Annotated in this window: 18 protein-coding genes and 2 tRNA genes; 14 read left to right on the top strand and 6 right to left on the bottom strand. The window is 63.1% G+C overall.

Going from position 1 to position 21,862, the window contains the following annotated elements; all coding sequences use genetic code 11:
• Positions 1 to 74 precede the first annotated feature (74 nt).
• On the top strand, positions 75 to 1,496 hold the full coding sequence (locus ABWK72_RS00680) for an IS4 family transposase (protein ID WP_367870643.1): 1,422 nt from the start codon (positions 75 to 77) through the stop codon (positions 1,494 to 1,496).
• A gap of 281 nt (positions 1,497 to 1,777) precedes the next feature.
• On the opposite strand, the gene ABWK72_RS00675 is transcribed toward ABWK72_RS00680, so the two are convergent.
• Entirely contained in the window at positions 1,778 to 2,440 is a 663-nt protein-coding gene (locus ABWK72_RS00675; protein WP_367872850.1) for an arylesterase, read from the bottom strand.
• Between ABWK72_RS00675 and ABWK72_RS00670 the strand changes: the two genes are divergently transcribed.
• From ABWK72_RS00670 to ABWK72_RS00645, 6 genes are all read left to right on the top strand, one after another.
• Positions 2,434 to 3,171: an ABC transporter ATP-binding protein gene (locus ABWK72_RS00670; RefSeq protein ID WP_367872849.1), complete on the top strand. Its 738-nt coding sequence runs from the start codon at positions 2,434 to 2,436 to the stop codon at positions 3,169 to 3,171. The two genes, ABWK72_RS00675 and ABWK72_RS00670, sit on opposite strands and share 7 nt — an antisense overlap.
• Positions 3,158 to 5,710, top strand: a complete 2,553-nt coding sequence (locus tag ABWK72_RS00665) for an ABC transporter permease (RefSeq protein WP_367872848.1) — start codon at positions 3,158 to 3,160, stop codon at positions 5,708 to 5,710. Before ABWK72_RS00670 ends, ABWK72_RS00665 begins: the two co-directional genes overlap by 14 nt.
• 586 nt (positions 5,711 to 6,296) lie before the next feature.
• Complete coding sequence (gene secA, locus ABWK72_RS00660; RefSeq protein WP_367872847.1) at positions 6,297 to 9,554, top strand: preprotein translocase subunit SecA; 3,258 nt, start codon at positions 6,297 to 6,299, stop codon at positions 9,552 to 9,554.
• A 407-nt stretch (positions 9,555 to 9,961) separates the two neighbouring features.
• Positions 9,962 to 10,645, top strand: coding sequence for a hypothetical protein (locus ABWK72_RS00655; protein ID WP_367872846.1), 684 nt, complete (start codon positions 9,962 to 9,964; stop codon positions 10,643 to 10,645).
• Between the two features lie 105 nt (positions 10,646 to 10,750).
• On the top strand, positions 10,751 to 12,205 hold the full coding sequence (locus ABWK72_RS00650) for a type IV pilus twitching motility protein PilT (RefSeq protein WP_367872845.1): 1,455 nt from the start codon (positions 10,751 to 10,753) through the stop codon (positions 12,203 to 12,205).
• 60 nt (positions 12,206 to 12,265) lie between these two features.
• Positions 12,266 to 12,886 carry a PEP-CTERM sorting domain-containing protein gene (locus tag ABWK72_RS00645; protein ID WP_367872844.1) on the top strand — a complete coding sequence of 207 codons (621 nt, stop codon included), beginning with the start codon at positions 12,266 to 12,268 and terminating at the stop codon, positions 12,884 to 12,886.
• A 68-nt stretch (positions 12,887 to 12,954) separates the two neighbouring features.
• On the opposite strand, the gene ABWK72_RS00640 is transcribed toward ABWK72_RS00645, so the two are convergent.
• Positions 12,955 to 13,236: a hypothetical protein gene (locus ABWK72_RS00640; protein ID WP_367872843.1), complete on the bottom strand. Its 282-nt coding sequence runs from the start codon at positions 13,234 to 13,236 to the stop codon at positions 12,955 to 12,957.
• A gap of 119 nt (positions 13,237 to 13,355) precedes the next feature.
• Between ABWK72_RS00640 and ABWK72_RS00635 the strand changes: the two genes are divergently transcribed.
• A complete protein-coding gene (locus ABWK72_RS00635) occupies positions 13,356 to 13,856 on the top strand; it encodes a hypothetical protein (protein WP_367872842.1) in 501 nt (166 codons plus the stop codon).
• A gap of 57 nt (positions 13,857 to 13,913) precedes the next feature.
• On the opposite strand, the gene ABWK72_RS00630 is transcribed toward ABWK72_RS00635, so the two are convergent.
• Positions 13,914 to 13,984, bottom strand: a tRNA-Gln gene (locus tag ABWK72_RS00630).
• Between the two features lie 93 nt (positions 13,985 to 14,077).
• Positions 14,078 to 14,148 (bottom strand) — tRNA-Gln (locus tag ABWK72_RS00625).
• A 305-nt stretch (positions 14,149 to 14,453) separates the two neighbouring features.
• On the opposite strand from ABWK72_RS00625, the gene ABWK72_RS00620 reads away from it, so the two are divergent.
• The 6 genes from ABWK72_RS00620 to ABWK72_RS00595 all read left to right on the top strand — a co-directional run bounded on the left by ABWK72_RS00620 (position 14,454) and on the right by ABWK72_RS00595 (position 20,561).
• Positions 14,454 to 15,674 carry a L,D-transpeptidase gene (locus tag ABWK72_RS00620; protein ID WP_367872841.1) on the top strand — a complete coding sequence of 407 codons (1,221 nt, stop codon included), beginning with the start codon at positions 14,454 to 14,456 and terminating at the stop codon, positions 15,672 to 15,674.
• Between the two features lie 226 nt (positions 15,675 to 15,900).
• Positions 15,901 to 16,944: a peptidylprolyl isomerase gene (locus tag ABWK72_RS00615; protein WP_367872840.1), complete on the top strand. Its 1,044-nt coding sequence runs from the start codon at positions 15,901 to 15,903 to the stop codon at positions 16,942 to 16,944.
• On the top strand, positions 16,941 to 17,888 hold the full coding sequence (locus ABWK72_RS00610) for an endonuclease/exonuclease/phosphatase family protein (RefSeq protein WP_367872839.1): 948 nt from the start codon (positions 16,941 to 16,943) through the stop codon (positions 17,886 to 17,888). Before ABWK72_RS00615 ends, ABWK72_RS00610 begins: the two co-directional genes overlap by 4 nt.
• Positions 17,889 to 17,990: 102 nt before the next feature.
• Positions 17,991 to 18,974, top strand: a complete 984-nt coding sequence (locus tag ABWK72_RS00605; RefSeq protein WP_367872838.1) for a ThuA domain-containing protein — start codon at positions 17,991 to 17,993, stop codon at positions 18,972 to 18,974.
• A gap of 439 nt (positions 18,975 to 19,413) precedes the next feature.
• On the top strand, positions 19,414 to 19,905 hold the full coding sequence (gene nrdR / locus ABWK72_RS00600; RefSeq protein WP_367872837.1) for a transcriptional regulator NrdR: 492 nt from the start codon (positions 19,414 to 19,416) through the stop codon (positions 19,903 to 19,905).
• Between the two features lie 137 nt (positions 19,906 to 20,042).
• A complete protein-coding gene (locus ABWK72_RS00595; protein ID WP_367872835.1) occupies positions 20,043 to 20,561 on the top strand; it encodes a hypothetical protein in 519 nt (172 codons plus the stop codon).
• Positions 20,562 to 20,671: 110 nt separating this feature from the next.
• Here the strand turns inward: ABWK72_RS00595 and ABWK72_RS00590 are convergent, their stop codons facing one another.
• Both ABWK72_RS00590 and ABWK72_RS00585 read right to left on the bottom strand, forming a co-directional pair.
• On the bottom strand, positions 20,672 to 20,836 hold the full coding sequence (locus tag ABWK72_RS00590) for a DUF1328 domain-containing protein (protein WP_367872834.1): 165 nt from the start codon (positions 20,834 to 20,836) through the stop codon (positions 20,672 to 20,674).
• Between the two features lie 454 nt (positions 20,837 to 21,290).
• The gene (locus ABWK72_RS00585) at positions 21,291 to 21,806 is read right to left on the bottom strand and encodes a hypothetical protein (RefSeq protein ID WP_367872833.1); all 516 of its coding nucleotides are present in this window, start codon (positions 21,804 to 21,806) and stop codon (positions 21,291 to 21,293) included.
• Positions 21,807 to 21,862: the final 56 nt, after the last annotated feature.

Below are 21,862 nucleotides of genomic sequence, written 5' to 3'. Positions count from 1 at the left end.
GTGCAGTTTGCGGGAAATAAATCTGTACGAGTGTTTGAAGCCCTGCACAATGCACGCGCTGTTGGATTTTTGGCGTGGCTGACGACATTACAGGCGAGTTCGGCAACGCGGATCTGAAGGATACGCGGCGCGACCGGCGCTTGCCCAAAGTCGCCGCGGCGCTCGCCGCCTTTCCTTCCAAAAGCATTGCCGCCGCCACCGGCGGCAGTGGCGAGATGACGGCGGCCTACCGCCTGCTCAATTGTCCCGACGTCACCGCCGCGGCCGTGCTGGCCCCGCACCGCGAGGCCACCATCGCCCGCTGCGCGGCGCACCGCCGCGTGGTGGTGTCGCAGGACACCACCGAGCTGGATTTCACGCACATGACGGCCACCACCGGTCTGGGCCCGCTCAACGACAAGAACCGCAAGGGTCTCTACCTGCACGCGCTTTACGCGGTCTCGGGCGAGGGCCTGCCGCTTGGCACCCTCGATGCGGCGATGATCATCCGCGATCCCGCCACCTTTGGCGATGCCAAGGTCCCGCACAAGCGGCGGCCGGGTAGTGACAAGGAAAGCCGGCGCTGGGTCGAAGGCTATGAAAAGACCAATGAAGTGGCCGTGCTGCTGCCGGACTGCGAGGTGATCTCGGTGGGCGACCGCGAGGGCGATATCTTCGAACTCTATGCCGCATGGCACGCTGCCGTGGAGCGGGGCGGCCCCTGCGCCGGGTGGATCATCCGCGCCAACCAGGACCGCGCCCTGACAGGCACGCTGCATGATAACCCGGCGAAGCTCTTCGCGGCGCTCGCCGCGGCACCGCTGCTCGGCACCCATTCCTTTGAAGTGCCGGCCTGGAAGGGCACCAAAAAGGTCAAGGGCAACCGGGTGCCCTCGCAGCGCAGCGCGCGCACGGTATGCCAGGAAGTGCGGGTGATGGAAGTCACCCCGCGCCCGCCCTACCGCAAGGGCGTCAAGCTGCCGCGGGTCTCCTTCTGGGCGGTGCTGGCGGAAGAACGCGATCCGCCGGACGGGGAAGATCCGGTGCGCTGGCTGCTGTTGACCAGCAAGCCGGTGGCGACCCTTGAAGAAGCGCTGGAGATCATCGGGCTTTACCGGCGGCGCTGGGACATCGAGGTCTTCCATAGGGTCCTCAAGACCGGCTGCCGGGTGGAACGCATCCAGCTCAAGAGCGGGCAGGCGCTGTGCAACGCGCTGGCGATCCATCTGGTGGTCGCGTGGCGGATCCTTTACCTGACTCATCTCGGGCGCGTGGTCCCCGACTTGCCCTGCGGCAGCGTGTTCGAGGAAGCCGAGTGGCGATCGGCGTGCGCCGTGGCCAAACGCGACAAGGCGGCGGGCGAGCCGTCGCTTGCCGAGTTCATCCGCATCGTCGGCAAGCTCGGCGGCCACCTCGGGCGCAAGGGCGACGGGCCGCCCGGTGCACAATCCCTGTGGCAGGGGCTGGCTCGGGTGAGGGACTTCGCGTGCGCGTGGCGCGCCTTTCACGACGAGTGAAAGGGCCCCGGAGGAAGGCGGGCGGCTCAGCCGCACCGCCCGCCCGCGCGTGCCCGGATGACGCGTGCCACGCCGGAAGCGGAGGCCTCGTGCTGGCAAGCAGTGATCCACTCGCCGCCGTGACGAGCGACGGCCGCGCGGACTTGTGTATAAAGGTCAGGGTTTCACCCGGGGCTATCTACGGTCGCCCTTGCAGGGCGAAAGAGCCTTGGCTCAATCCGTGAAGTAGAGTCCAGCCCCGGGGACCGTTCGGCCGCACAGAGGACTGTGCGGACCACCTTTCAAGGCACTTTTTCTTCCGCTTTTAGGATCGGCTCGAGGACCTTCCAGATGTTGTCCGCGACCTTCTTCTGGCCTTCCACGTTCGGGTGGATGCGGTCGTCCTGATTCAAGGATTCCACTCCGCCCACCCCGTCTAACAGGAAGGGGACCAGTTCGGCTTTCTTGTCCTTCGCGACCTTCGGGAAGAGTTCCTTGAACTTGCCGGTGAACTCCGCGCCCATGTTGTCCGGCATCTGCATGGCGGCGACGAGCACCTTCATTTCCGGCGTTTTGGCCCGGGCCTTGTCGATGATCCCGGCGAGATTTTCTTCGGTCTGCCCGGGCTTGATGCCGCGCAGGCCGTCATTTCCGCCCAGTGCCACCACCAGCACCTCGGCCCCGTCCTTGCCCAGCGCCCAGTCGATCCGCCGCAGGCCGCCCGCGGTGGTATCCCCGCTGACGCCGGCATTTGCCACGGTGTAGGGTAGCCCGGCGGCGTCGATTTTCTTTTGGAGCAAGGCCGGGTACGCTTCCTGCGGGTCGAGACCGTAGCCGGCGGTAATACTATCGCCCAAAACGACGATCCGCTTTTTTCCACCGTTTGCATTTTGCGCAGGTGCGGGGAATAGTGCGGAGAAGTTCAAGAGCAGCACCCAGAACGCAAAGGTTTTCCAAGATGTCATCCGTTTCTCCCTCCAGCCTGAACCAAGAGCCGAAGCCTGTCAAACGACCCATCCTCGAAGTGCGGGATCTGAAAAAGGTCCACCGCACCCATACCCACGAGCTAACCGTGCTGCGCGACGTGAACTTCTCCCTCGAGGAGGGCGACACCTGCGCGATCATCGGACCATCCGGCAGCGGCAAGACGACCCTGCTAGGCCTCTGTGCGGGACTCGACAATGCGACCAGCGGCAGCGTCCTGCTGGACGGCAACGCGATGGAAGACCTCAGCCAGGACCAGCGCGCCGCCCTCCGCAACCGCCTGGTCGGCTTCGTTTTCCAGAGCTTCCAGCTGATTCCCACGCTCACTGCGATCGAGAACGTGCTGGTCCCGCTGGAATTGCGCGGCGAATCCGGGCGCGACAAGGAGGCGGCGGAACTTCTTAGCCAAGTCGGCCTCGGCGACCGGCTCGACCACTACCCGCTCCAGCTTTCCGGCGGCGAGCAGCAGCGCGTGGCACTCGCCCGGGCGTTCATTCACCGGCCCAAGATCCTCTTCGCCGACGAGCCTACCGGCAATCTGGATGCCGAAACCAGCGGCCCGATCGTCGAGATGCTGTTCCGCCTCAATCGCGAGGCGGGCACCTCGCTGGTGTTGGTGACCCACGATCCCGCGCTGGCGGCGAAGGCACACCGGGTGGTGAAGATGAGCGGCGGAACCATCATCGGGGAGGAAATCCATGGCAGCCGCTGATCCCAAGCCCCTGCCGGGCAATCTGCTGGCGGCGCTGTTCCATCCCTGGACCTGGAAGATGGCGTGGCGGGACAGCCGCTCGCAGCGCTTGCGGCTGGTCATTTTCTCGCTGGCCATCGTCTCGGGCATCGCCGCGCTGGTGGCGATCCATTCGCTGAAGGCCAGCGTCGAGAAGGGCATCGGCACGCAGGCGAAGGCCCTTTTAGGCTCGGATATCCAGATCACTTCGCGGCGCGCGATTTCCGATGAGGATTTCGCGAAGATCTCCGGCATGGCCGCGCGCGTCAGTCGCGAGACCAGCTTTCCCTCGATGGTGAAGTTTCCGGGCGGTGCGACGCGCTTGTTGCAAATCCGCGGCATCGGCGGGGCCTATCCATTCTACGGGAAGGTCGAGACCACACCGGCGGATGCGTGGCAGCGACTGCAGGGCGAGCCGGGCATGCTGTTGGAACAAGCGCTGCTCGACCAATTCCAAGCCAAGCCGGGCGACATCCTTGAACTGGGCGACCTGAAGCTGCCGATCCTGGGCGTCGTCAACAAACCCGCGCCGCGCTCCAGCCGGTTCAGCGGCTTTGCTCCGGAGGCCTACGTGCGTTTGGCCGATGCCGAGAAATCCGGCCTGCTCGGCACCAACAGCATGAGCTCGCACGCGGTGCATCTGGAACTCAAGCCGGGTGTCTCTGCCGAGAAGATCAAGGGCAGCATCAAGGCTTCGTTTCCCGATAATCCCTGGAGACTCGAAACGCCCGACGACCGCCGCGAGAACCTGGGCGACGCGCTGGATAACTTCCAACAGTTCCTCGGGATCATCGCGCTCGCTTCGCTGGTGCTCGGAGCGATCGGCGTGGCGGGGGCGGTGCACGCCCACGTCAGCCGCCGCGTGCCGACCATCGCGATCCTGCGCTGTCTCGGTTGCCCGCGGCATCTGGCCTGCGCGATCTACTTCGCCCAAGCCGGCGCGCTCGGCCTGATCGGCGCGCTGGTGGGTGCGGCGCTGGGCATCGCGCTACAGACCGGGGTGCTGTATTTCTTCCGCGGGGAGATGCCCTTGGAGATCGATCCCTCGCCCGAGTGGAGGGTCGTGGCGGAGACCACGGCGGCGGGCTTCCTGGTTTGCTGCGGCTTCGCCCTGCTGCCACTGCTGAAGATCCGCCGTATCTCCCCAGCCGTCACGCTACGCGGCGGTGCCACGCTGGAAGGCCGGCCGCTGCGCGCGCTGCCGCTTTACCTTCTGTTAGGCGGCCTGCTGGTGCTGCTGGCGGTGAACGAGGACCGCGATTGGAAGCGCGCGCTGGCGCTGGTCGGCGGTTTGGCGGCGGCCTTCGCTGTCCTGGCACTGGTGGCGCGGACGCTCATGTTCATCACGCGGCGCGTGGTCCGGCCGGGCTGGCCCTATCTGCTGCGCCAGGGCATCTCGAATCTCCACCGGCCCAGCAACCAGACCCTGCTCTTCCTGCTCTCGCTCGGCCTCGGGACCTTCCTGCTGGTGACAATCCTTCTCACCGGCCAGCAGATCCGCAAGCGGCTCGACATCTCGCATTCCGCAAACAGCCCGAATCTCTATCTGGTCGATGTCCAACCGGACCAGGTGCAGGGGGTGAAGGATGTGCTCTCCAAGCAGGGCCTGCCGCTGCTGGAGGCCGCGCCGATGGTGACCATGCGCATCGAATCCATCCGCGGCGTGCCGGTGCGCGAGGCGAAGAACGTGCCGCGCTGGGTCGCCCGCCGCGAGTTCCGCTCCACGTATCGCGACTTCCTCAATCCCACCGAAACCATCATCGCCGGGGAATGGGCCAAGACCCTGCCGCCCGGCGGCGGTCCCGTGCCGCTTTCCCTGGAAGAGCAGATCGCCAAGGACATGGGTCTCACGGTCGGCGACGACATCAGCCTCGACGTCCAAGGCGTCCCGGTCGCCGCGCGAGTTACCAGTATCAGGAAAGTCGATTGGAGCCGCTTCAACCTGAACTTCTTCATGGTCTTCCCGCCTGGAGTTTTGGAGGACGCTCCGGGTTTCCACGTGGTGACGACCAAGACTCCGACGCCAACCGCTTCCGGCGAATTGCAGCGCGCGCTTGTCGAACAATTTCCGAATATCTCGGCGATCGATCTTACACTTATCTTGGAAACCGTTCGGGATATCCTCGGGAAGATATCCGGGGTGGTAGCCGTACTGGCCGGTTTCACCGTGCTCGCGGGCCTCCCGATCCTGATCGGCACCCTGCTCAATGGCCGCGACCTGCGCCTGCGTGAAAGCGTGCTCTTGCGCACCTTGGGCGCCTCCGCCCGGCAGGTGCGGGCGATCCTGGTGATCGAATATGCCACCCTCGGCCTACTCTCGGCGCTTACCGGGGTGCTGTTGGCGGTTGGGGCGAATGCGGGTCTGGCAGTCTTTCTGTTCAAGGGAGACCCCTGGCCGGACCCGGCCCTGCTGATCGGGGCTTTTGCCTCCGCGACCGGGCTTTCGGTGGTTGGCGGGCTGCTTTTGAGCCGCGGCGTGTGTCACCATCCGCCGCTGGAAATCCTCAGAGGCGGCGCTTGATCGCTTGAACATCCCACAACCGTGGGGATGGCCAAGAGTGATGTTCAACGATGGGGCGAACAAGGGCTTCGGCCTTCTCAGGACAACGGTGCGACGACGGCATTTTCCCAGCCCGCCGCCGGACTCCCGCCGGCGGGCTTTTCCGTTAGCGCGATCACGTAAGCGCGATCCCGGAATAGCCGCCCCCGCGGATTGCGTCATGATGCTACCCATGAACCGCACACTGCTGCCCCTCTTCACGGCGATCCTTCCGCAACCCCGGACCGGTGCGACGGGGGCCCGGCACTGACCCGGACTTCAATTTTCCAGGATGTTCCGCAGATGAGGCTGCGGATCCGTTTTCAAGGTCGTGTCCGCTAGGCCACCATGGCTGGATTTACGGCGAATGGCCGCGACCTTGGAAACCCATTTTTCCCCGCTGAACCCGCTCTGCCGGTGCCGTTTCCGCAGCGCCGCCAGCCCGATCCGGAGGAGGGTGCCGGAGACAGCGCCGCAGCCTGTCCCGGAGCCCTTGGCGGGGGCGGAGCGGGGGCAGAGTAGTCCAATCCCCTACCCCGGCTACAAAACGGGGTAAAACCGCTCGCCAGTGCCGCTTGCACTGTTGCGCTTCCGGGTGTATGGCCTGCGCCCCGGCAGCAACTCCGGTGCCCTACCTGCCCAACACATGATCAAGTGGATCCTCCAGAAAATCGTCGGCTCGAAGAACCAGCGTGAAATCCGCCGGATCCGTCCGACCATCGAGCGCATCAAGGAAATCGAGGAGGCCCTGCAGCGGGAACCCGAGGAAAAGCTCCGGGAAATGACCGCCAAATGGCAGGGCGAACTCTCGCGCTACCATGAGCTGACGGTCGCGACGAAGCCGCAACTGGAGCGGATGGAGCAGGCCGGGATCGACGAGGCGGCGGCCTACATGACCAGCCGTCTCAACCGCCTGCGTGAAGATTTCCCCAGCCTTCCCACCAAGGTCGAGGCTACGGCCGCCGGCGTGGAAGCGGCCAAGGCGGCCTTCCACGAGGTCGAGGGCGAATTCATCCCCCTGCGCGCCAAGTATCTCGAAAAAATCCTGCCCGAGGCCTACGCGGTCGTGAAGAACGGCGCGCGGCGGATGTGCGGCAGCACCATCGACGTCTGCGACCAGCCCTTGCAGTGGGAAATGGTTCACTTCGACGTGCAGTTCGTCGGCGGCATCGCGATTCACCGCGGGATGATCGCGGAAATGATGACGGGTGAAGGCAAGACGCTCGTCGCGACCCTGCCAACCTACCTGAATGCCCTCACCGGCATGGGCGTGCACGTCATCACGGTGAACGATTACCTGGCACGACGCGACTCCGAGTGGATGGGCTCGCTGTTCAAGTTCCTGGGCCTGTCCATCGGCTGTATCCAGAACCAGATGCCGCCTTGGGACCGCCGCCAGCATTACGCCTGCGACATCACCTACGGCACCAATTCGGAATTCGGCTTCGACTACCTGCGCGACAACGGCATGGCCTCCACCCGCGACGAGCAGGTGCAGCGCGGCCACTACTTCGCGGTCATCGACGAAGTGGACTCGATCCTGATCGACGAGGCCCGCACGCCGCTGATCATTTCCGGTCCTTCGTCCGTATCGACCCACCAGTTCGACAAGTACAAGCCGGCGGTGGAGCAGATCGTGCGGCAGCAGACCGCGCTCTGCAACGAACTGGTGGCCGAGGGCAAGAAGCTCCACGAAGAAGGCGACCTGCCGGCGGCCGGCCGTGCGCTCTTCAAGGTCAAGCTGGGCCAGCCGCGCAACCGCCAGCTCATGCGCATGATGCAGGAGCCGGATATCCGCCGCCTGCTGGAGAAGACCGAGCTATCCTTCTATCAGGACGCGCAGAAGAAGGAACTCTTCGAACTCAAGGAAGAGCTGTTCTTCACCATCGACGAGAAGAGCCACGACTCCGACCTGATGGAGAAGGGCCGCCACTTCCTGTCCCCGGATGATCCGGATTCCTTCACCCTGCCGGATATCGGCACCCTCTTCGCCGAGCTCGAGGCGGACTTCACGCTCAACGACGAGCAGCGCGCCGAGCGCAAGGAGCAGCTCCAGCAGAAGCTCGATCTCCAGGCGGAGAAGATGCACAACATCTCCCAGCTCCTGAAGGCCTACTGCGTCTACGAAAAAGACGTCCAGTATGTGGTGAAGGAAGGCAAGGTCCTCATCGTCGATGAAAACACCGGTCGCGAGATGGCCGGACGCCGCTGGTCGGACGGCCTGCACCAGGCGGTCGAAGCCAAGGAAGGCGTGGCGATCGAGAAGGAGACCCAGACCTTCGCCACCATCACCATCCAGAACTACTTCCGCCTCTACGAAAAGCTGGGCGGCATGACCGGCACAGCCGAGACGGAAGCCGCGGAGTTCTCCGACATCTACAAGCTCGACGTGCTGCCGATCCCGGCGAACCGGCCGAACCAGCGCAAGGATCTCAACGACCAGGTCTTCAAGACCCGCCGCGAGAAGTACAACGCGGTGATCAAGAAGATCGAGGAAGCCCACGCCAAGGGCCAGCCGGTCCTCGTCGGCACCGCCTCGGTGGATGCCTCCGAAACGGTGGCGCGCATGCTCAAGCGCAGCAAGATCCCGCACACGGTGCTGAACGCGAAGTTCCACATGCAGGAAGCCGAGATCATCGCCAAGGCCGGCCAGCGCGGCGGCGTGACGGTCTCGACCAACATGGCGGGCCGCGGCACCGACATCAAGCTGGGCGAGGGCGTCGCCGATCTCGGCGGCCTCTTCGTGATCGGCACGGAGCGCTACGAGTCCCGCCGCGTGGACCGCCAGCTCCGCGGCCGCTGCGCCCGCCAGGGCGACCCGGGCCTGAGCCAATTCTATATCTCCTTCGAGGATGACCTGATGCGGAACTTCGCCGCGGCGGATCGCATGACCTCGATGATGGAGCGCTTCGGCATGCAGGAGGGCGAGGCCCTCGAGCACGCCTGGCTGAACAAGTCGGTGGAGACCGCCCAGAAGCGTGTCGAACAACGAAACTACACCTGGCGCAAGCGGGTGCTGGAGTTCGACGACGTGATGAACAAGCAGCGCGAGGTGGTCTATGGCTACCGCAACGAGGTGCTGAGCACCGAGGAGCCGCGCGACCTCGTGATCGAGATCATCGAGAAGGTGATCCCGGCCAAGGTCGAAGGCTTCCTGGCCGACCGCGACGACGCGAACCCGGACTACAACGAGTTGCTGCACTGGGTGAATGCCACCCTTCCGATCCGCATCTCGCAGGAAGACCTGACCAGCAAGTCCGCGGAAGAGATCGCGAATTTCCTGATCCAGCGGGTCAAGGAGACCTATCAACTCCGTGTCGGTGGCCTTCCTCCCGAGATCCTCGAAATGGAAGAGCGGCGCATGATGCTCGCGGCGATCGACCGCCAGTGGCAGGCGCACCTTTACAACATGGACGCGCTGCGCGAGGGCGTGCACCTGCGCGCCCAAGGTCAGAAGGACCCGCTGGTCGAATACAAGAACGAGGCCTTCGAACTGTTCTCCCTGCTCATGGCGAACATCGAGCACGAGGCGCTTCAGAACCTCTTCCGCTCCGCCGGCAATCTGGAAGCCATCCTGCAGCAGCTTCACGGCATGCCGCAGGAACTCCAGAGCGCCGAGACGCCTGAGCCGATCAGCCGCTCGAACATCGCCGAGACCGGCAGTTCCGGGCATATGTTCGTCGAGGATCCGGATGCCCCCGAGATCAAGCTGAACCTGCCCAAGCGCCGCCCGCCGAGCTTCGACATCAACCAGATGGGCCGCAATGCGCCCTGCCCCTGCGGCTCGGGCAAGAAGTACAAGCAGTGCTGCGGCAAGGAGGCGTAAAGCCGACTCCCCTAATTCTCAATAAAGGCGGAGAGGAAACTCTCCGCCTTTTTTGATGCTTATCGAACCACCTGGGCAACGATGACGCGGGCTCCCCCCCCCAGCCTATCCGAGCAACCAACGAGACCCCTTATGTTCCTTCGTTTGCGAAACGACATTATCCGGAGCTGAAAGTTGTTTTCAATCGCGCCCGCGGCGGTAGCTTTTCTGCTAATGAAACCCCCACCAGTCCCGGCGGATGTTGTTAGTTGGGTCCGAAAAATATTTCGCGGAAGCTCTCCCTGGTTCCCCAGTGTCCAGAACCATCTCTTGACACCACATTCATTGAGCATCTATCCGAGCATTCGTCCCCGCGAAAACTCGAATCGGGATGGACTGTTAGAATCGACACCCACTTCTTGGGCGGCATGCGCCATTTCCACAACAAATGGGAGATCGGGGACATCGGAATCTTGATGCATTTCCGTTACAATGGAGCCACGATTCGATCAAAAGCAGCCACTCTTCAATCCAAGCGTCTCTACCCCCGAGGGAAGCAAGTAATTGAAGATCTGGAAATTGATTATCGGATTGGATTCGGGCGGCTCAGCGATCCCGAGGACGCCAAAGTCCCGCTCTACCACGCCACCAAATTTGAGTTCGATTTGGAATGCAAATATGGAGCTCTTGAAGCTCACAGCGAGCAGATGAAAGCCATCGAGCAATATGGAGAGATGAGCAAGATTCCGGTATTTTATCAGTTCTACAATCCATTGATATTACCGTTCACTCAGGAAGTCCCATTAATCTCCGACGCTTGCTCTCATCCTTTGAAATTTGGAACCCGTGTCGTCCCAGCTGTCACGGTTCATGAAAAACTCAGCACTAAAGCAAAGAATTACTCACCGAGTGTCGCCGACCTGGGAGGAACCAAGGGGCGAGCATTTGGTTGGAGTCTTGAGCATTTTGTCGCCGATCTAATGCTTCGATGCAAAGAGGGATACATCTACGAGGACATTCGAGATGAGGAAATTTTCAACCTTTTCAACAGGAGAAGTGGAGCCATTGCGGCAGCGTTTGCCGTAGTCATCGAGCCACCCGGCAGCAGATGAAATGCTGGCCGTTGTTGGATCAGGTCGACAGATGCCCGCGCTTGCTCTCAGAGACAAATCCGGGATCGAGTGGCATTAGAATCGTATCTCGGCAATTCTTCGAAAATGGCTGTCATCGATACATTTCTGAAATTAATGGTGGAGAAGCGGGCCGAGAGGCTGGTGCTGGTCTCCGACGCGGTTCCGTATCTCTTGAAGGCCGGCGAGACCATCGAGCTTTCGATGCCCGCGCTGCGCGGTGACATGCTGCGGCGGATCGAGGGCGAGATCACCGGCCAGGAGCCGTCCGACGCCCGCCGGGAAGGCCGCTTCCAAGGAGCGGACCAGACCGAGTTTGGTTACCACATTCATCCATCCGGGGAGGAGCGGCGGATCGAGATCCACGCCTCGGGTGCCCCGCACCCGGTCGAGATTGCCAGGGCGGATGATCCGGTGGAAAGCGCCGTGGCAGCCCAGATGAATCCGCCCGCAGCGGCTTCACCGGTGATGCCCGCAACTGCCCGGACCGGAACGGACTTGCTCGCCACGATCGATCAGGCCATCTCGGGGGAGACTTCCGATATCTTTCTCTCCTCCGGCAAGCCGCCGCGGGTGCGCCGGAGAGGCCTCATCTCCCGCATCGACGCCAGCCCGCCCGATGCCGCGCAGATCCTCCAGTTGCTTCCCGATGATGCGACCCGCCGCGAGTTCGAGCAGACCGGCAGCACGGACTTCGCCGTGCGCTGGGAGTTATCCGAAGGCAGCCGTCGTTTCCGCGTGAATGTCTTCCGCCATCTCGATGGGGTGGCCGCCGCGCTCCGTCCGATCCGCCTGCGCATCCCCTCTCTCGCCGAGCTGAATCTTCCCGATTCCCTGCTCGATCTGGTCTCCTTCACCGGTGGCCTCGTGCTAGTGACCGGAACCTCGGGATCGGGAAAATCGACCACGCTCGCCGCGCTGATCGATCACCTCAATCGCACCCGTGCGCGGCACGTCATCACGATCGAGGATCCCGTCGAGTTCCAGCACCGCGAGGTCCAGTGCCTGATCCACCAGCGGGAAGTCGGATTGGATGTCGAAAGCTTCAGCGCCGGCCTGCGCGCCGCCCTGCGCGAAAATCCGGACGTCATCCTGTTAGGTGAACTCCGTGATCTCGATACCATCTCCGCCGCCCTCACCGCCGCCGAAACCGGGCACCTTGTCTTGGCAACCCTCCACTCCGGGAGCGCCAGTTCCGCGGTCAATCGCATCGTCGATGTCTTCCCGGGTCACCAGCAGCAACTCATCCGCGTCCAGCTTTCGACCTCGCTCCGCGCCGTCCTCTCGCAACGCCTGGTGCCCACCCGCAGCAAGAGCATGATCCCGGCGATCGAAAAGCTCATCGTCACTCCCGCCGTCGCCAGCGGCATCCGGGAGGGCCACGACCACTATCTCCGCAACGCCATGTTGACCGGCGGAGACGAAGGCATGATCACCCTCGAACGCTCGCTCGCGACCATGGTCCGCAAGGGCACCATCGACCTCGAAACCGCCACCCGCCACGCCGTGGATCAGCAGGCCTTGGCGCATCTACTGGAGTGAAGGCGTTGACCCGAGGACTACCTCAACAGGTGTCCTTTCTTGACATTTCGGTTAACCGGAATGCACAACACCATTGTGCAACATCCCATCCTTACCTTCGGCATCTCCTTATTTACCGCGATCTCCGCTCAGGCCGCGACGGTCTTGGTCGTCGATATCTCGAATCCCGCGGCGGTGACCTTCACCTCCACCCCGAACTTTTCGCAGACGAATTCCAGCCTGAACATCGGAACCGCCGGATTCACGATCCGTAATTTCTTGGCCAGCCCGGCCTCCATCCCCTCCAGCACCCTCGGCCTCGGCAATCTGAGTCCGACCGGAAGCACCTTCGTCTACTCGGGCATGGCGACCTTCAGCTACGAGGCCAACGACGGAAATTTCACCTCGGCCAACGATCTGAGCGTCTTTTCCAACGGCGGTGGGCCAGGAGCCGCTTCACAGGTTTTCTCCACGGGCACCCGTGCTTTCAACGGCGTGCTGACGATCGATCTGAGCGCCTACGTTTCCTCGTTGCCGGCGGCAGGAGTCACCGGCGACGTGATCTCCGGTTACTTCCTGAGCGGGACGGCGGACCATGGCGAGACCGTGGGGCAATTCGTCGTGATTCCCGAACCGGGTTCCGTCCTTTTGGGTGGCTTGGGATTCCTGATCCTCGGCTTCCGTCGCCGTTCCATCCGCTGAACGGGAGGTCTCATGCCGGAAGTCACCCGGAACCGGTCGCGCAATCTCGCGCTTGATTCCACGTCGTCTCAGCTCCGGGTATACCACCAGGAATATCCAGCCGCTCCCAGCACTGCCACTCCGAGCACGAGGTCCACGGCGGTCCCTTTTGTGATTCCGATTAGAAAAAGACCGGCACCGGCAAGGAGGAGCCACACGAAGCCGATGACTCTTGCAATCACCTTGTCGGCATTCATCGCCGCGCCAAAAGCCAGGGTAGCGAGGCCGAGCCGCGTCGCGTAGCTCATCGGCTTCAGCCCGACGAGTTCGCCGAGGGGCAGGATATCAATCACGTCGAGTAAGGCTTCCATGGCACGGGGGGCAGAGGGAGTCGATGCACCGAGGCTCCTCAACGAAGCCGAAAACTGCAAGTTCTACCGCTGACTGGCATCGCCGGTTTCCTTCTGCCCTGACCTGCCATCCTCCTCTCGTGAAGCTCGCCCTGCACCGCTCCCTCCTCTTCTGGTTCGGCCTGTTTGGAGCGATGTTCCTCCTCTGGTCCTGGGTGGATTCGATGCACGCCATGGCCGGCGCAAGCAGGCACGTGGATATCAGGGAAGTTCATCCACCGCCGCACCCTTCGCCTCCTTGGGAACCCGGGGTAGGCGAATTCTACGGCCACACCGGCGGCCGGATCCAGCTTGCCTTCGTGGTTCGCGATCAGTCCGGCAATCTGAAAGTCGAGTCGCGCAAAATCACCATGGGCCGCCATCGCTTCGTCCCACCCGACTCACGCTGGTTTCCGCTGCCGGGTGTCTTCAAGGACGAACCTTGGCCTTTTCCCTCCGGAGCAAGTTACACCTTCACGATAATCAGCATCCCCCACTGGCTGGTGTTGCTCCTCTATCTCGCGGCTTGGTCGGCGGTCCTGACCTGGCGATCGAGACGCATGAGACGGATCGAACTTCGCTCCAGGCGTCCATTGCTCTGATCCCAAGTTAGGGCGGAGCATTTCGATGACGGCAGCGCGTCCCGTCCTTCAAAAGAGCAGCCCCCCCAGGACTCGAACCTGGAAAGACGGAATCAGAATCCGTAGTGTTACCATTACACCAAGGGGCTCTTTGATTTGGCGTCGCCGGGCGGACGCTAGGCCGATCTACTCTTCTTGGCAACCTTGGAAGATTGCCCACCCCCGACGGAGCTTTTGAAGAGCAGCCCCCCCAGGACTCGAACCTGGAAAGACGGAATCAAAATCCGTAGTGTTACCATTACACCAAGGGGCTCTTCGGCGTCGGAGCGCGGAAGCTAGGGCGCGGGATTTGGTTTGGCAATGCGGAATTTGGCGGGTTTTTCGGGCCCGGAGCGAACGAAACGCGGAGGCGCAGAGGCCGCGGAGAAAAGCGCAGGGGAACCAATCGTCCACCCCGCCTTTGCCCCGCGATCTCCTCCGCGGCCTCTGCGCCTCCGCGTTTCGTTATTCCCCGTCTCCACGCCGCCAGCCCGCTCCAAAAACCGTTAGGCTTCATCACGTGACATCCGGAAGAAATCTGAAATACTCCCCCTGTCCCGACCTTCAGACTTACCGAAGATGTTCCGGAAATCGCTCGCCCTCGCCCTGATCGCCGCCGCCGCTTGCCCCTCTTCTGCTTCTGCCGAAGAGAAGGCCCTGCGTGCCTTGCCCGTCGACCCTTCGGAGATCACTCCGGAAGGCAAAGCCAATCCTGCCGTGCCCGCCGCTCCGGTGACCCCGCCGCAGCCTGCCGCGGAGATCACGCCCCTGCCGCTCGGCACGGTCAAGGTGCCGCTGCCGAAGACCGGCATCAAGACCGACGCCCCGGACATCGCCAACCTCCCGACCGGCGAGGAAGCGGTGCGGCTCCAGATTTTCCTCGATCAATCGAACTTCGGCCCCGGCGTCATCGACGGCAAGCCGGGGCGCTTCACCGTGCAAGCGGTGGATTCCTGGAACGAAGTCCACGGCTACGCGCCCGGCGACCTCGGCCCGGTGCTCGAAGCCGCACGCAAGGCCGTGCCGCACCCCTTCGCCACTGCCACCGTCCCCGAGATCGCCGGCAAGTGGATCAACACCGGTCTTACCCACAATCGCGCCCAGCAGGCGAATGCGAAGCAGATGAGCTACCGCAGCGTCGCGGAGTTCATGTCGGAGCGCTTCCACACCGACGTCGAATTCTTGCTCGAAATCAACGGCTCCAAGAACACCTGGAGCGTGAAGCCCGGCACCGGCAGCCTGATCGTGCCGAACGTGAAGCCCTTCCTGCTCGAAAGCATCACCGGCAAGCGCTACGAGGCCGATCCCAAGATGTCCGAACGCCACGCCGTGGTGGACACCAAGAAAAACCAGGTCCGGATCTTCGAAGGTGCGCCGCCGGCCTTGCTGGTGGATGAAGATGAAACGGTTTCCGACAAGCCGATCCTGATAAAGGCCAAGGTCAAACCGAACGCGGCGCTGGTGGCCTCCTTCCCGATCACTCCCGGCAAGCCGCAGTTCATTCACCTCGGCGTCTGGAAGCTCAACAACAGCGTCGAACTGCCGGTCTGGCGCTTCGACAAATCGCTGCTCGAAACCGGCAAGCGCAGCAACGAGGCCCTCAACATCCCGCCCGGCCCGAATAGTCCGGTCGGCATCATCTGGAACGGCCTCAGCAAGCCGGGCATCGGCCTGCACGGCACTTCGGATCCCGAGACCATCGGCCGCGCCCGCAGCGCCGGTTGCATCCGCCTGGCGAATTGGGACGCGATCCGGATTCCCACCCTGATCCGCCCCGGCGCGACAGTGGAATTGCGGTGAGGTAGCAATCCCGCCGCCGCCGCCGACGGACGCCCCCCCTGGGAGCGCGGAGCCACCCGGCCCGCAGAGTGGTCCCTGTGGCCGACAGCATCGCGGAGGTCGAATGGATACCGCCGCCTTGACCGTGGCGGCACCAGGGTCGGGGGCTGCCACCGTGTTGCACACGCAAAGTTGTGGATAACGGCCGCCCCACCTCATCGTAGTCAGCGGTCACCTGACCCCCATCTTGAAACCAAGCCAGCTCCGACTCCTCTTCTGCGGCACCATCCTGCTCTACCTCGCCGGCGATCTCTTCGTCTTCACCGGCCCCTTGCGGCAGTGGAGCCGGCGGCGCTTGCCGGACAGCCCGCAGTCGATCGGGAAAGCCAAGGCCCAAGGCATCGTCGCGACCGTGAAGGGTCACCCCGTCTTCCTCCCGCAGCTCGAACGCGCAGCGAAGGAGCGCGCATGGCTGGCAGGAAAGACCTTCGGGTCCCTGACGCCCGCGCAAAGGAAACAGGAACGCCTCGCCGCCTTGGAAGAGCTGATCGATCACCAGTTGCTCCGCGCCGCCACCAAGGACTCCTCAGGAAATCTCGCCATCCCCGAAGCCCGCATCAATGAGTCCATTGCCCGGCTCGCCACCCGCTTCGGCGGCGCGGACAAGATGATGCAGGAACTCGCCGCGGAAGGCATCGACTCCGACAAAGAACTGCGCTTGCGACTCGGCGCGCGCCTTCAGCAGGAACAATACATCGCCAGCCAAATCCCCGCGGCCACGGAAGAAGAGGCCAACACCTGGCTCGCCGCCCATGCCAAGGAACTCGAGCGCCCCGGGCAAATCCGCGCCCGCCACATCTTCCTCTCCACCCAGGAACGCGATGCCGGCGAAGCGAAAGAAGCGCTTCAGAAGGCCCTTGATGAACTCCTCTCCAAGCGCCAGGACTTCGCCGCCCTCGCCACCTCTCTCAGCCAGGACGAACGCAGCAAGGCCGTCGGCGACGATCTCGGCTGGATGACAAAGTCACGCCTCCCCGCGGACTTCGCCACGCCCCTCTTCGCCCTTGAGTTGAACAAGCCCGGGCTGGTCAGGACCAAGCTCGGCTGGCATCTTGCCGAGGTGACGGAACGCAAAAACGCCGAACCTCGCAACGACAAGGAGGCACAAGCCGAAGCCCTGGCGGCGCTTACCGCCGTGAAGCGCCGGGACGGCGTGGCAGCCTTGCGGAAATCCTTGCGCGAGGACAACGCCGCGGCCATCCGCGTCTTCAGCGAGATGATCCCCGAATGAGGAGCCACCACGGATTCCGGGCCGCCGCCGCGGTCCTCTGCCTTGCCATGGCCACGGCCTGCCGTCGCGAGAACTCGCCGCGCGCCGTCTCGGTGGCGGAAGACGGTGCCCTCCACCTAACCCTGGCCACCTTCAACATCAAGTACGAGGGCGATGACTTCACCGGATATAAAGCTTGGCCGAATCGCATCCACGGCTTGCTGAAGACGATCCGCGGCATGAATCCGGATGTGCTCGGCGTGCAGGAGGCCCTCCACGGCCAGTGCGCCGATCTCTGGGCTTCCCTCCCCGACTACGCCTTCTACGGCGTCGGTCGCGACGACGGCAAGCGCCAGGGCGAATATGCCGGGATCTACTACCGCCGCGACCGCTTCGAGCGCGACGTCACCGAGCAGGGCACCTTCTGGCTTTCCGATACGCCGGAGGTTCCCGGTTCAAAAACCTGGGGCAATGGCTACCCCCGCGTGGTCACGTGGATCCGTCTGATCGACCGCGCCAGCTCAAAGGGCTTCTACGTTTTCAACACCCACTGGGACCACCAGAACCAGGCCTCGCGTGAGCGCGGCGCCCTGCTGATTTCACAACGCATCGACCAGCGGCAATTCAAGGACGAGCCGGTCGTGCTGCTCGGCGATTTCAATGCCGCGGCCGAAAATCCCGCCTTCGGCTACTTCACCGGCAAGCAGGTGAGCCTCTCCGGAGCGACCGCGAAGCCCTTGGAAAAGCCGCTGACCGATGTCTTCCGCGTGGTCGTGCCGCCGGGCGGCAAGAGCCAACAGACCCTACATCTCTGGCGACCGCTGGTGGACACTTGGCCGCGGATCGACCACATCCTGGTCTCGAAGGGGGCCAAAGTGGAAGCCACCGGCATCCAGCGGGTCACCAAGGTCGAGGACCGGCCCTCCGATCACTTCCCGGTCTGGGCACGGGTCAGCTGGCCCTGATCAGGAAACGGGTTTGGTTTTTCGGCTTTTTCTTTGTTTCTTTGGTGACTCCTTGCGCGCCTGGCAAGAAGCCGCTTGGTTGCGCGGTATTCCGAATCACCGATGAAAACCCTCTTCCGCACGCTCATCCCGCTTGCCGCCCTCACTGCCATCGCTTTCGCCGAGGATCCGTGGCTGGTCTTCGAAGGCAAGAACGGCCCCGGCAAGGGCAAGCACGTGGTCCTGATCAGCGGCGACGAGGAGTACCGCTCGGAGGAAGCCCTGCCGATGCTCGGCAAGATGCTGGCCGAGAAGCACGGCTTCAAATGCACCGTGCTCTTCGCCATCGACCCCGCGAACGGCACGATCAATCCCAAGGAGTCCACAAACGTTCCGAACGCCGCCGCGGTCGACTCCGCCGACTTCCTGATCCTCGGCCTGCGCTTCCGTGAATACGCCGACGCGGACATGAAGCACATCGTGGACTACGTGGAAGCCGGCAAGCCCTTGCTCGGCATGCGAACCTCCACCCATGCCTTCAATTACACCAAGAACAAGGACAGCGCCTATGCTTCCTGGTCCTTCAATTCCAACGGCGGCTTCGGCAAGAAGGTCCTTGGCGAAACCTGGATCAACCACCACGGCGACCACGGCAAGCAAAGCACGCGCGGCGTGATCGAAGAGGCCAACAAGAGCCATCCCCTGCTCACCGGCGTCAGCAATGTCTGGGGCCCGAGTGATGTCTATGGCGTGACCACCCTGCCCGACGATGCGAAGGTGCTCCTGCGCGGTGCGGTCCTCACCGGCATGAAGCCGGAGGACAAGGTCCTGGAAGGCAAGAAGAACGAACCGATGATGCCGGTCGCCTGGGTCCGCGAGCGCAAGTCCGAGAAGGGCGCCACGCAGAAGGTGATCTGCACCACCATGGGTGCCGCCACCGATTTCGTCTCCCCGGGCCTCGCTCGCTTCGTGACCAACTGCGTCTACTGGGGCACCGGCCTGCCAGTCCCGGCGAAGCTCGACACCGCGCCTGTCGGCAAGTTCGAACCGACGAACTTCGGCTTCGACAAATCCAAGCCCGGCGTGAAGCCCGCGGATTTGAAGTGACCGCATGGGAACGGGCGGCTCGTCCCTCGTCGAAGACCTCATCCTCTTCCAAAACAAGCTCATGGGCGACTGCCCATGAGCTTCTTTTTTGGCTCTCCGTCAGGCTTGCTGAAGCCCCTTCGAGGAAGCTCCCGATGCTGAGCGATGCCCCCCCTTTTGCGGCGCAGCCGCTTCGGAGCGCGACGGCTTGATTTCCTGTCCCCGCCTTTTCCTCACCACCGATCACTGATCACTCGGCACTCTGTCTTTCCCCGCGATCCCTCTGCGACTCCTCCTTCTTTTTTAAGGCCGTCACCGAGTTCCTCGTATCGTGCGCGGCTTCCTTAAAAAGTTAGGTCCAGAAACCCGTACTATCGGCAGCCTCCTACTAAATCTAGCGTAGTTTTCAATTTGACGTGGCCACCGGTGGTATGCACGCTTGTCGCATCGTTTGTGGTTTATGCGGTGCGTACAATGCGGCTCATTCAAGGACAAGGTGCTCGACTCCCGGATGTCGAAGGACGGCACCACCATCCGTCGCCGCCGCGAGTGCTTGGGTTGCACCTACCGCTATACCACTTACGAGCAGATCGAGCGGACCGAACTCCGCGTGGTGAAACGCGATGGCACCCGCGAGGCGATTCACCGCGAGAAGATCATCAGCGGCATGATCAAGGCCTGCGAGAAACGCCCGGTGTCGATGGACCGCCTCGACCGGGCCGTGGAAGAAATTCTCACCGAACTTCACCAGGACCACTTGTCCGAGGTCCCGTCCTCGAACATCGGTGCCAAGGTGATGGACAAGCTCCACCAGATCGATCCGGTCGCCTACGTGCGCTACGTTTCGGTCTACCGGCAATTCGAAGACGTCGGCGAATTCATCCGCGAGATCCAAGCCCTTGAGCGCCGCCCCTCCCGCGATCCGATGCAGCGCCGCCTCTTCAAAGACTGAATGACCCCTTCCCACACCTGCCCTGCTGTTCCCACCCGTAACCCCGCCCACACCCGCCTTAACTTGATCCGAAATACTCCGACGTGATTTCTCTAATCGGTTCCCGTCCCGCCATCCAGGTGGGTCGTCATCAAGTGATGAATTATGACACCGCCTGGCTGGCGGTGGCCATCCGCCGTGCTGCCAGCGCGGCAGACCGACACGACTTCCCCTTCGTCGACGAAATCCGCTTGGGCATCGAGAACTACCTCGAAACCAAGTGCCCGCTAACCCTGCTGCCCCTGCCCGATCTCTTCGAACGGGTGCGCCACATGCTGGTGCGGATCGGCTGCGAGACCATTGCCGAGAAGCTTGAAGCACTGGCTCCGCCGGTGCCGCTGTCGCTGGTCCGCCTCGCCAAGGAAGCGGGCAATGGCTTCGAGCTGGCCTTCTTCCGCTTGGTGAAGGAAGAGCTCGATGAACTCCACGCCGTCGGCGCGGAGGAGATCCGCTTCGGCGGATTGAAGGAAGCCGCGCAAGTGCTCTGCAATACCGACAAATGGGACGGCCGCTGCGACGCCGTGCTCGCGGATATCCGCAACTTCCTCGACGAGCTCGATCGCGACCGCAATCCCCTCCGCCGGCCCATGCGCTTCCGGATGGATGCCGAGCGCTAGGACCGGGCGCAGCGGAGCCGGTGTCTCATTGAACTGCGTGAATGGAAATGCAGGCCGGGATAGCCCGGCCTGCACATCGGGCTGCACCGAGGCCGCCTGATTGATTGGCGTCAGACTTTACGCCCGCGGCCCATCACCATCGAGACAATCCATACGACGAGGAAAACCACGAAGAGGATCCACGCGATGTTGGCTGAAGCTCCGGCGATGCCGCTGAAGCCGAGGACTCCCGCCACGAGGGCGAGAACGAGGAATACAAGTGACCAGTGGAGCATGGTAGTAGTGGGGTTTGATTCACCCGCCATACTCTTTCGCAGGGTTCATACCATGTTGCCTCCCGCATCCAATGGAGGCTCCTCCTCCCCGCGGAAACCTCCCTAGGGCCGCCGCCGCTCGCGACTTCGCCGACCGACTTCCGAAACCCTCGCGCCCCGTCACAGCTGGCTTTGCGCGTGCTAAAAGTCCTTCCGCACCGGTAGTCTCGTCTCGCATCCATCCCGGGGGGACCTGGTCAGGACGGGACGCCGGTGCCTTCGCCGTTATCAGACACACCTTCGGGGAAGGGATTGGAGCCGTTAGGCCGTGCAATTTGAACCTCCACCGTTTGAAATGCAATGGTATCAACGGACACATGAGCCGGGCCGATCTCTAACAGCGTTACCTCCATATATAAAAGCGGCAGGCCGGGATTTCCGGCCTGCCGCTTACAATTAAGTTCAGAAGCTGGATTCAACGCCCGTCTCCGTCCGCGTCGCCGGGAAGTCGTCGCTCCACGCGGTGCCATGCGGCGCGCGTGGCGTGCTTCGCCTTCTCCCACGAGAGGCGGGAAGCCCCCTTCTTCTCATCCCACGTCCGGGCGAGATGAGGCTCCGCCTCTTCCCAATTGGTACCCCGGTTCCCGCCGCCCTCATAGCCCATCCGGTAGGCCGGATCGTAGTCGTCGTAGCGGTACTGGGGATCCGCCCATTCCTGCTTCGCATGGTTACCGCGCCAATATTGGTCTTCCACGGTGGGGTTCACCGCTTCGGCTCCGGCTTTACCCGCCGCCGCACCGGCAATACCGCCTACCACGGCTCCGACGACCGCGCCCACCGGCCCGCCGAGCGCGCCGATGGCGGCACCCGCCGTGGCTCCGCCCGCAGTTCCCACTCCCACCCCCACCGGGTGGCTTCCGGGCTCGCCGGTAATCGGATCTTCATTTCGATCGTCGGCCCGATCGTCCCTGTCCTTGTTGATCGTATTCATGGATTTGTTGGCAGTTGTGCCGCGTCCGTTCTTCGCAGCCTACGTACCACTACGAT

The sequence above is a fragment of the Luteolibacter sp. Populi genome (genome assembly GCF_040801775.1).
GTDB lineage: Bacteria > Verrucomicrobiota > Verrucomicrobiia > Verrucomicrobiales > Akkermansiaceae > Haloferula.
Note: the sequence above shows the minus strand (reverse complement) of the source record. Positions and strands in the feature narration are given on the sequence as shown.

What these genes read in the sequence shown, in the direction of transcription:
- ABWK72_RS00670 (WP_367872849.1), top strand. Translation starts at nt 2,434, where the DNA reads ATGTCATCCGTTTCTCCCTCCAGCCTGAACCAAGAGCCGAAGCCTGTC.
- ABWK72_RS00675 (WP_367872850.1), bottom strand. Translation starts at nt 2,440, where the DNA reads ATGACATCTTGGAAAACCTTTGCGTTCTGGGTGCTGCTCTTGAACTTC.
- ABWK72_RS00665 (WP_367872848.1), top strand. Translation starts at nt 3,158, where the DNA reads ATGGCAGCCGCTGATCCCAAGCCCCTGCCGGGCAATCTGCTGGCGGCG.
- ABWK72_RS00655 (WP_367872846.1), top strand. Translation starts at nt 9,962, where the DNA reads ATGCGCCATTTCCACAACAAATGGGAGATCGGGGACATCGGAATCTTG.
- ABWK72_RS00650 (WP_367872845.1), top strand. Translation starts at nt 10,751, where the DNA reads ATGGCTGTCATCGATACATTTCTGAAATTAATGGTGGAGAAGCGGGCC.
- ABWK72_RS00645 (WP_367872844.1), top strand. Translation starts at nt 12,266, where the DNA reads ATGCACAACACCATTGTGCAACATCCCATCCTTACCTTCGGCATCTCC.
- ABWK72_RS00640 (WP_367872843.1), bottom strand. Translation starts at nt 13,236, where the DNA reads ATGGAAGCCTTACTCGACGTGATTGATATCCTGCCCCTCGGCGAACTC.
- ABWK72_RS00620 (WP_367872841.1), top strand. Translation starts at nt 14,454, where the DNA reads ATGTTCCGGAAATCGCTCGCCCTCGCCCTGATCGCCGCCGCCGCTTGC.
- ABWK72_RS00610 (WP_367872839.1), top strand. Translation starts at nt 16,941, where the DNA reads ATGAGGAGCCACCACGGATTCCGGGCCGCCGCCGCGGTCCTCTGCCTT.
- ABWK72_RS00605 (WP_367872838.1), top strand. Translation starts at nt 17,991, where the DNA reads ATGAAAACCCTCTTCCGCACGCTCATCCCGCTTGCCGCCCTCACTGCC.
- nrdR (WP_367872837.1), top strand. Translation starts at nt 19,414, where the DNA reads ATGCGGTGCGTACAATGCGGCTCATTCAAGGACAAGGTGCTCGACTCC.
- ABWK72_RS00595 (WP_367872835.1), top strand. Translation starts at nt 20,043, where the DNA reads ATGAATTATGACACCGCCTGGCTGGCGGTGGCCATCCGCCGTGCTGCC.
- ABWK72_RS00590 (WP_367872834.1), bottom strand. Translation starts at nt 20,836, where the DNA reads ATGCTCCACTGGTCACTTGTATTCCTCGTTCTCGCCCTCGTGGCGGGA.
- ABWK72_RS00585 (WP_367872833.1), bottom strand. Translation starts at nt 21,806, where the DNA reads ATGAATACGATCAACAAGGACAGGGACGATCGGGCCGACGATCGAAAT.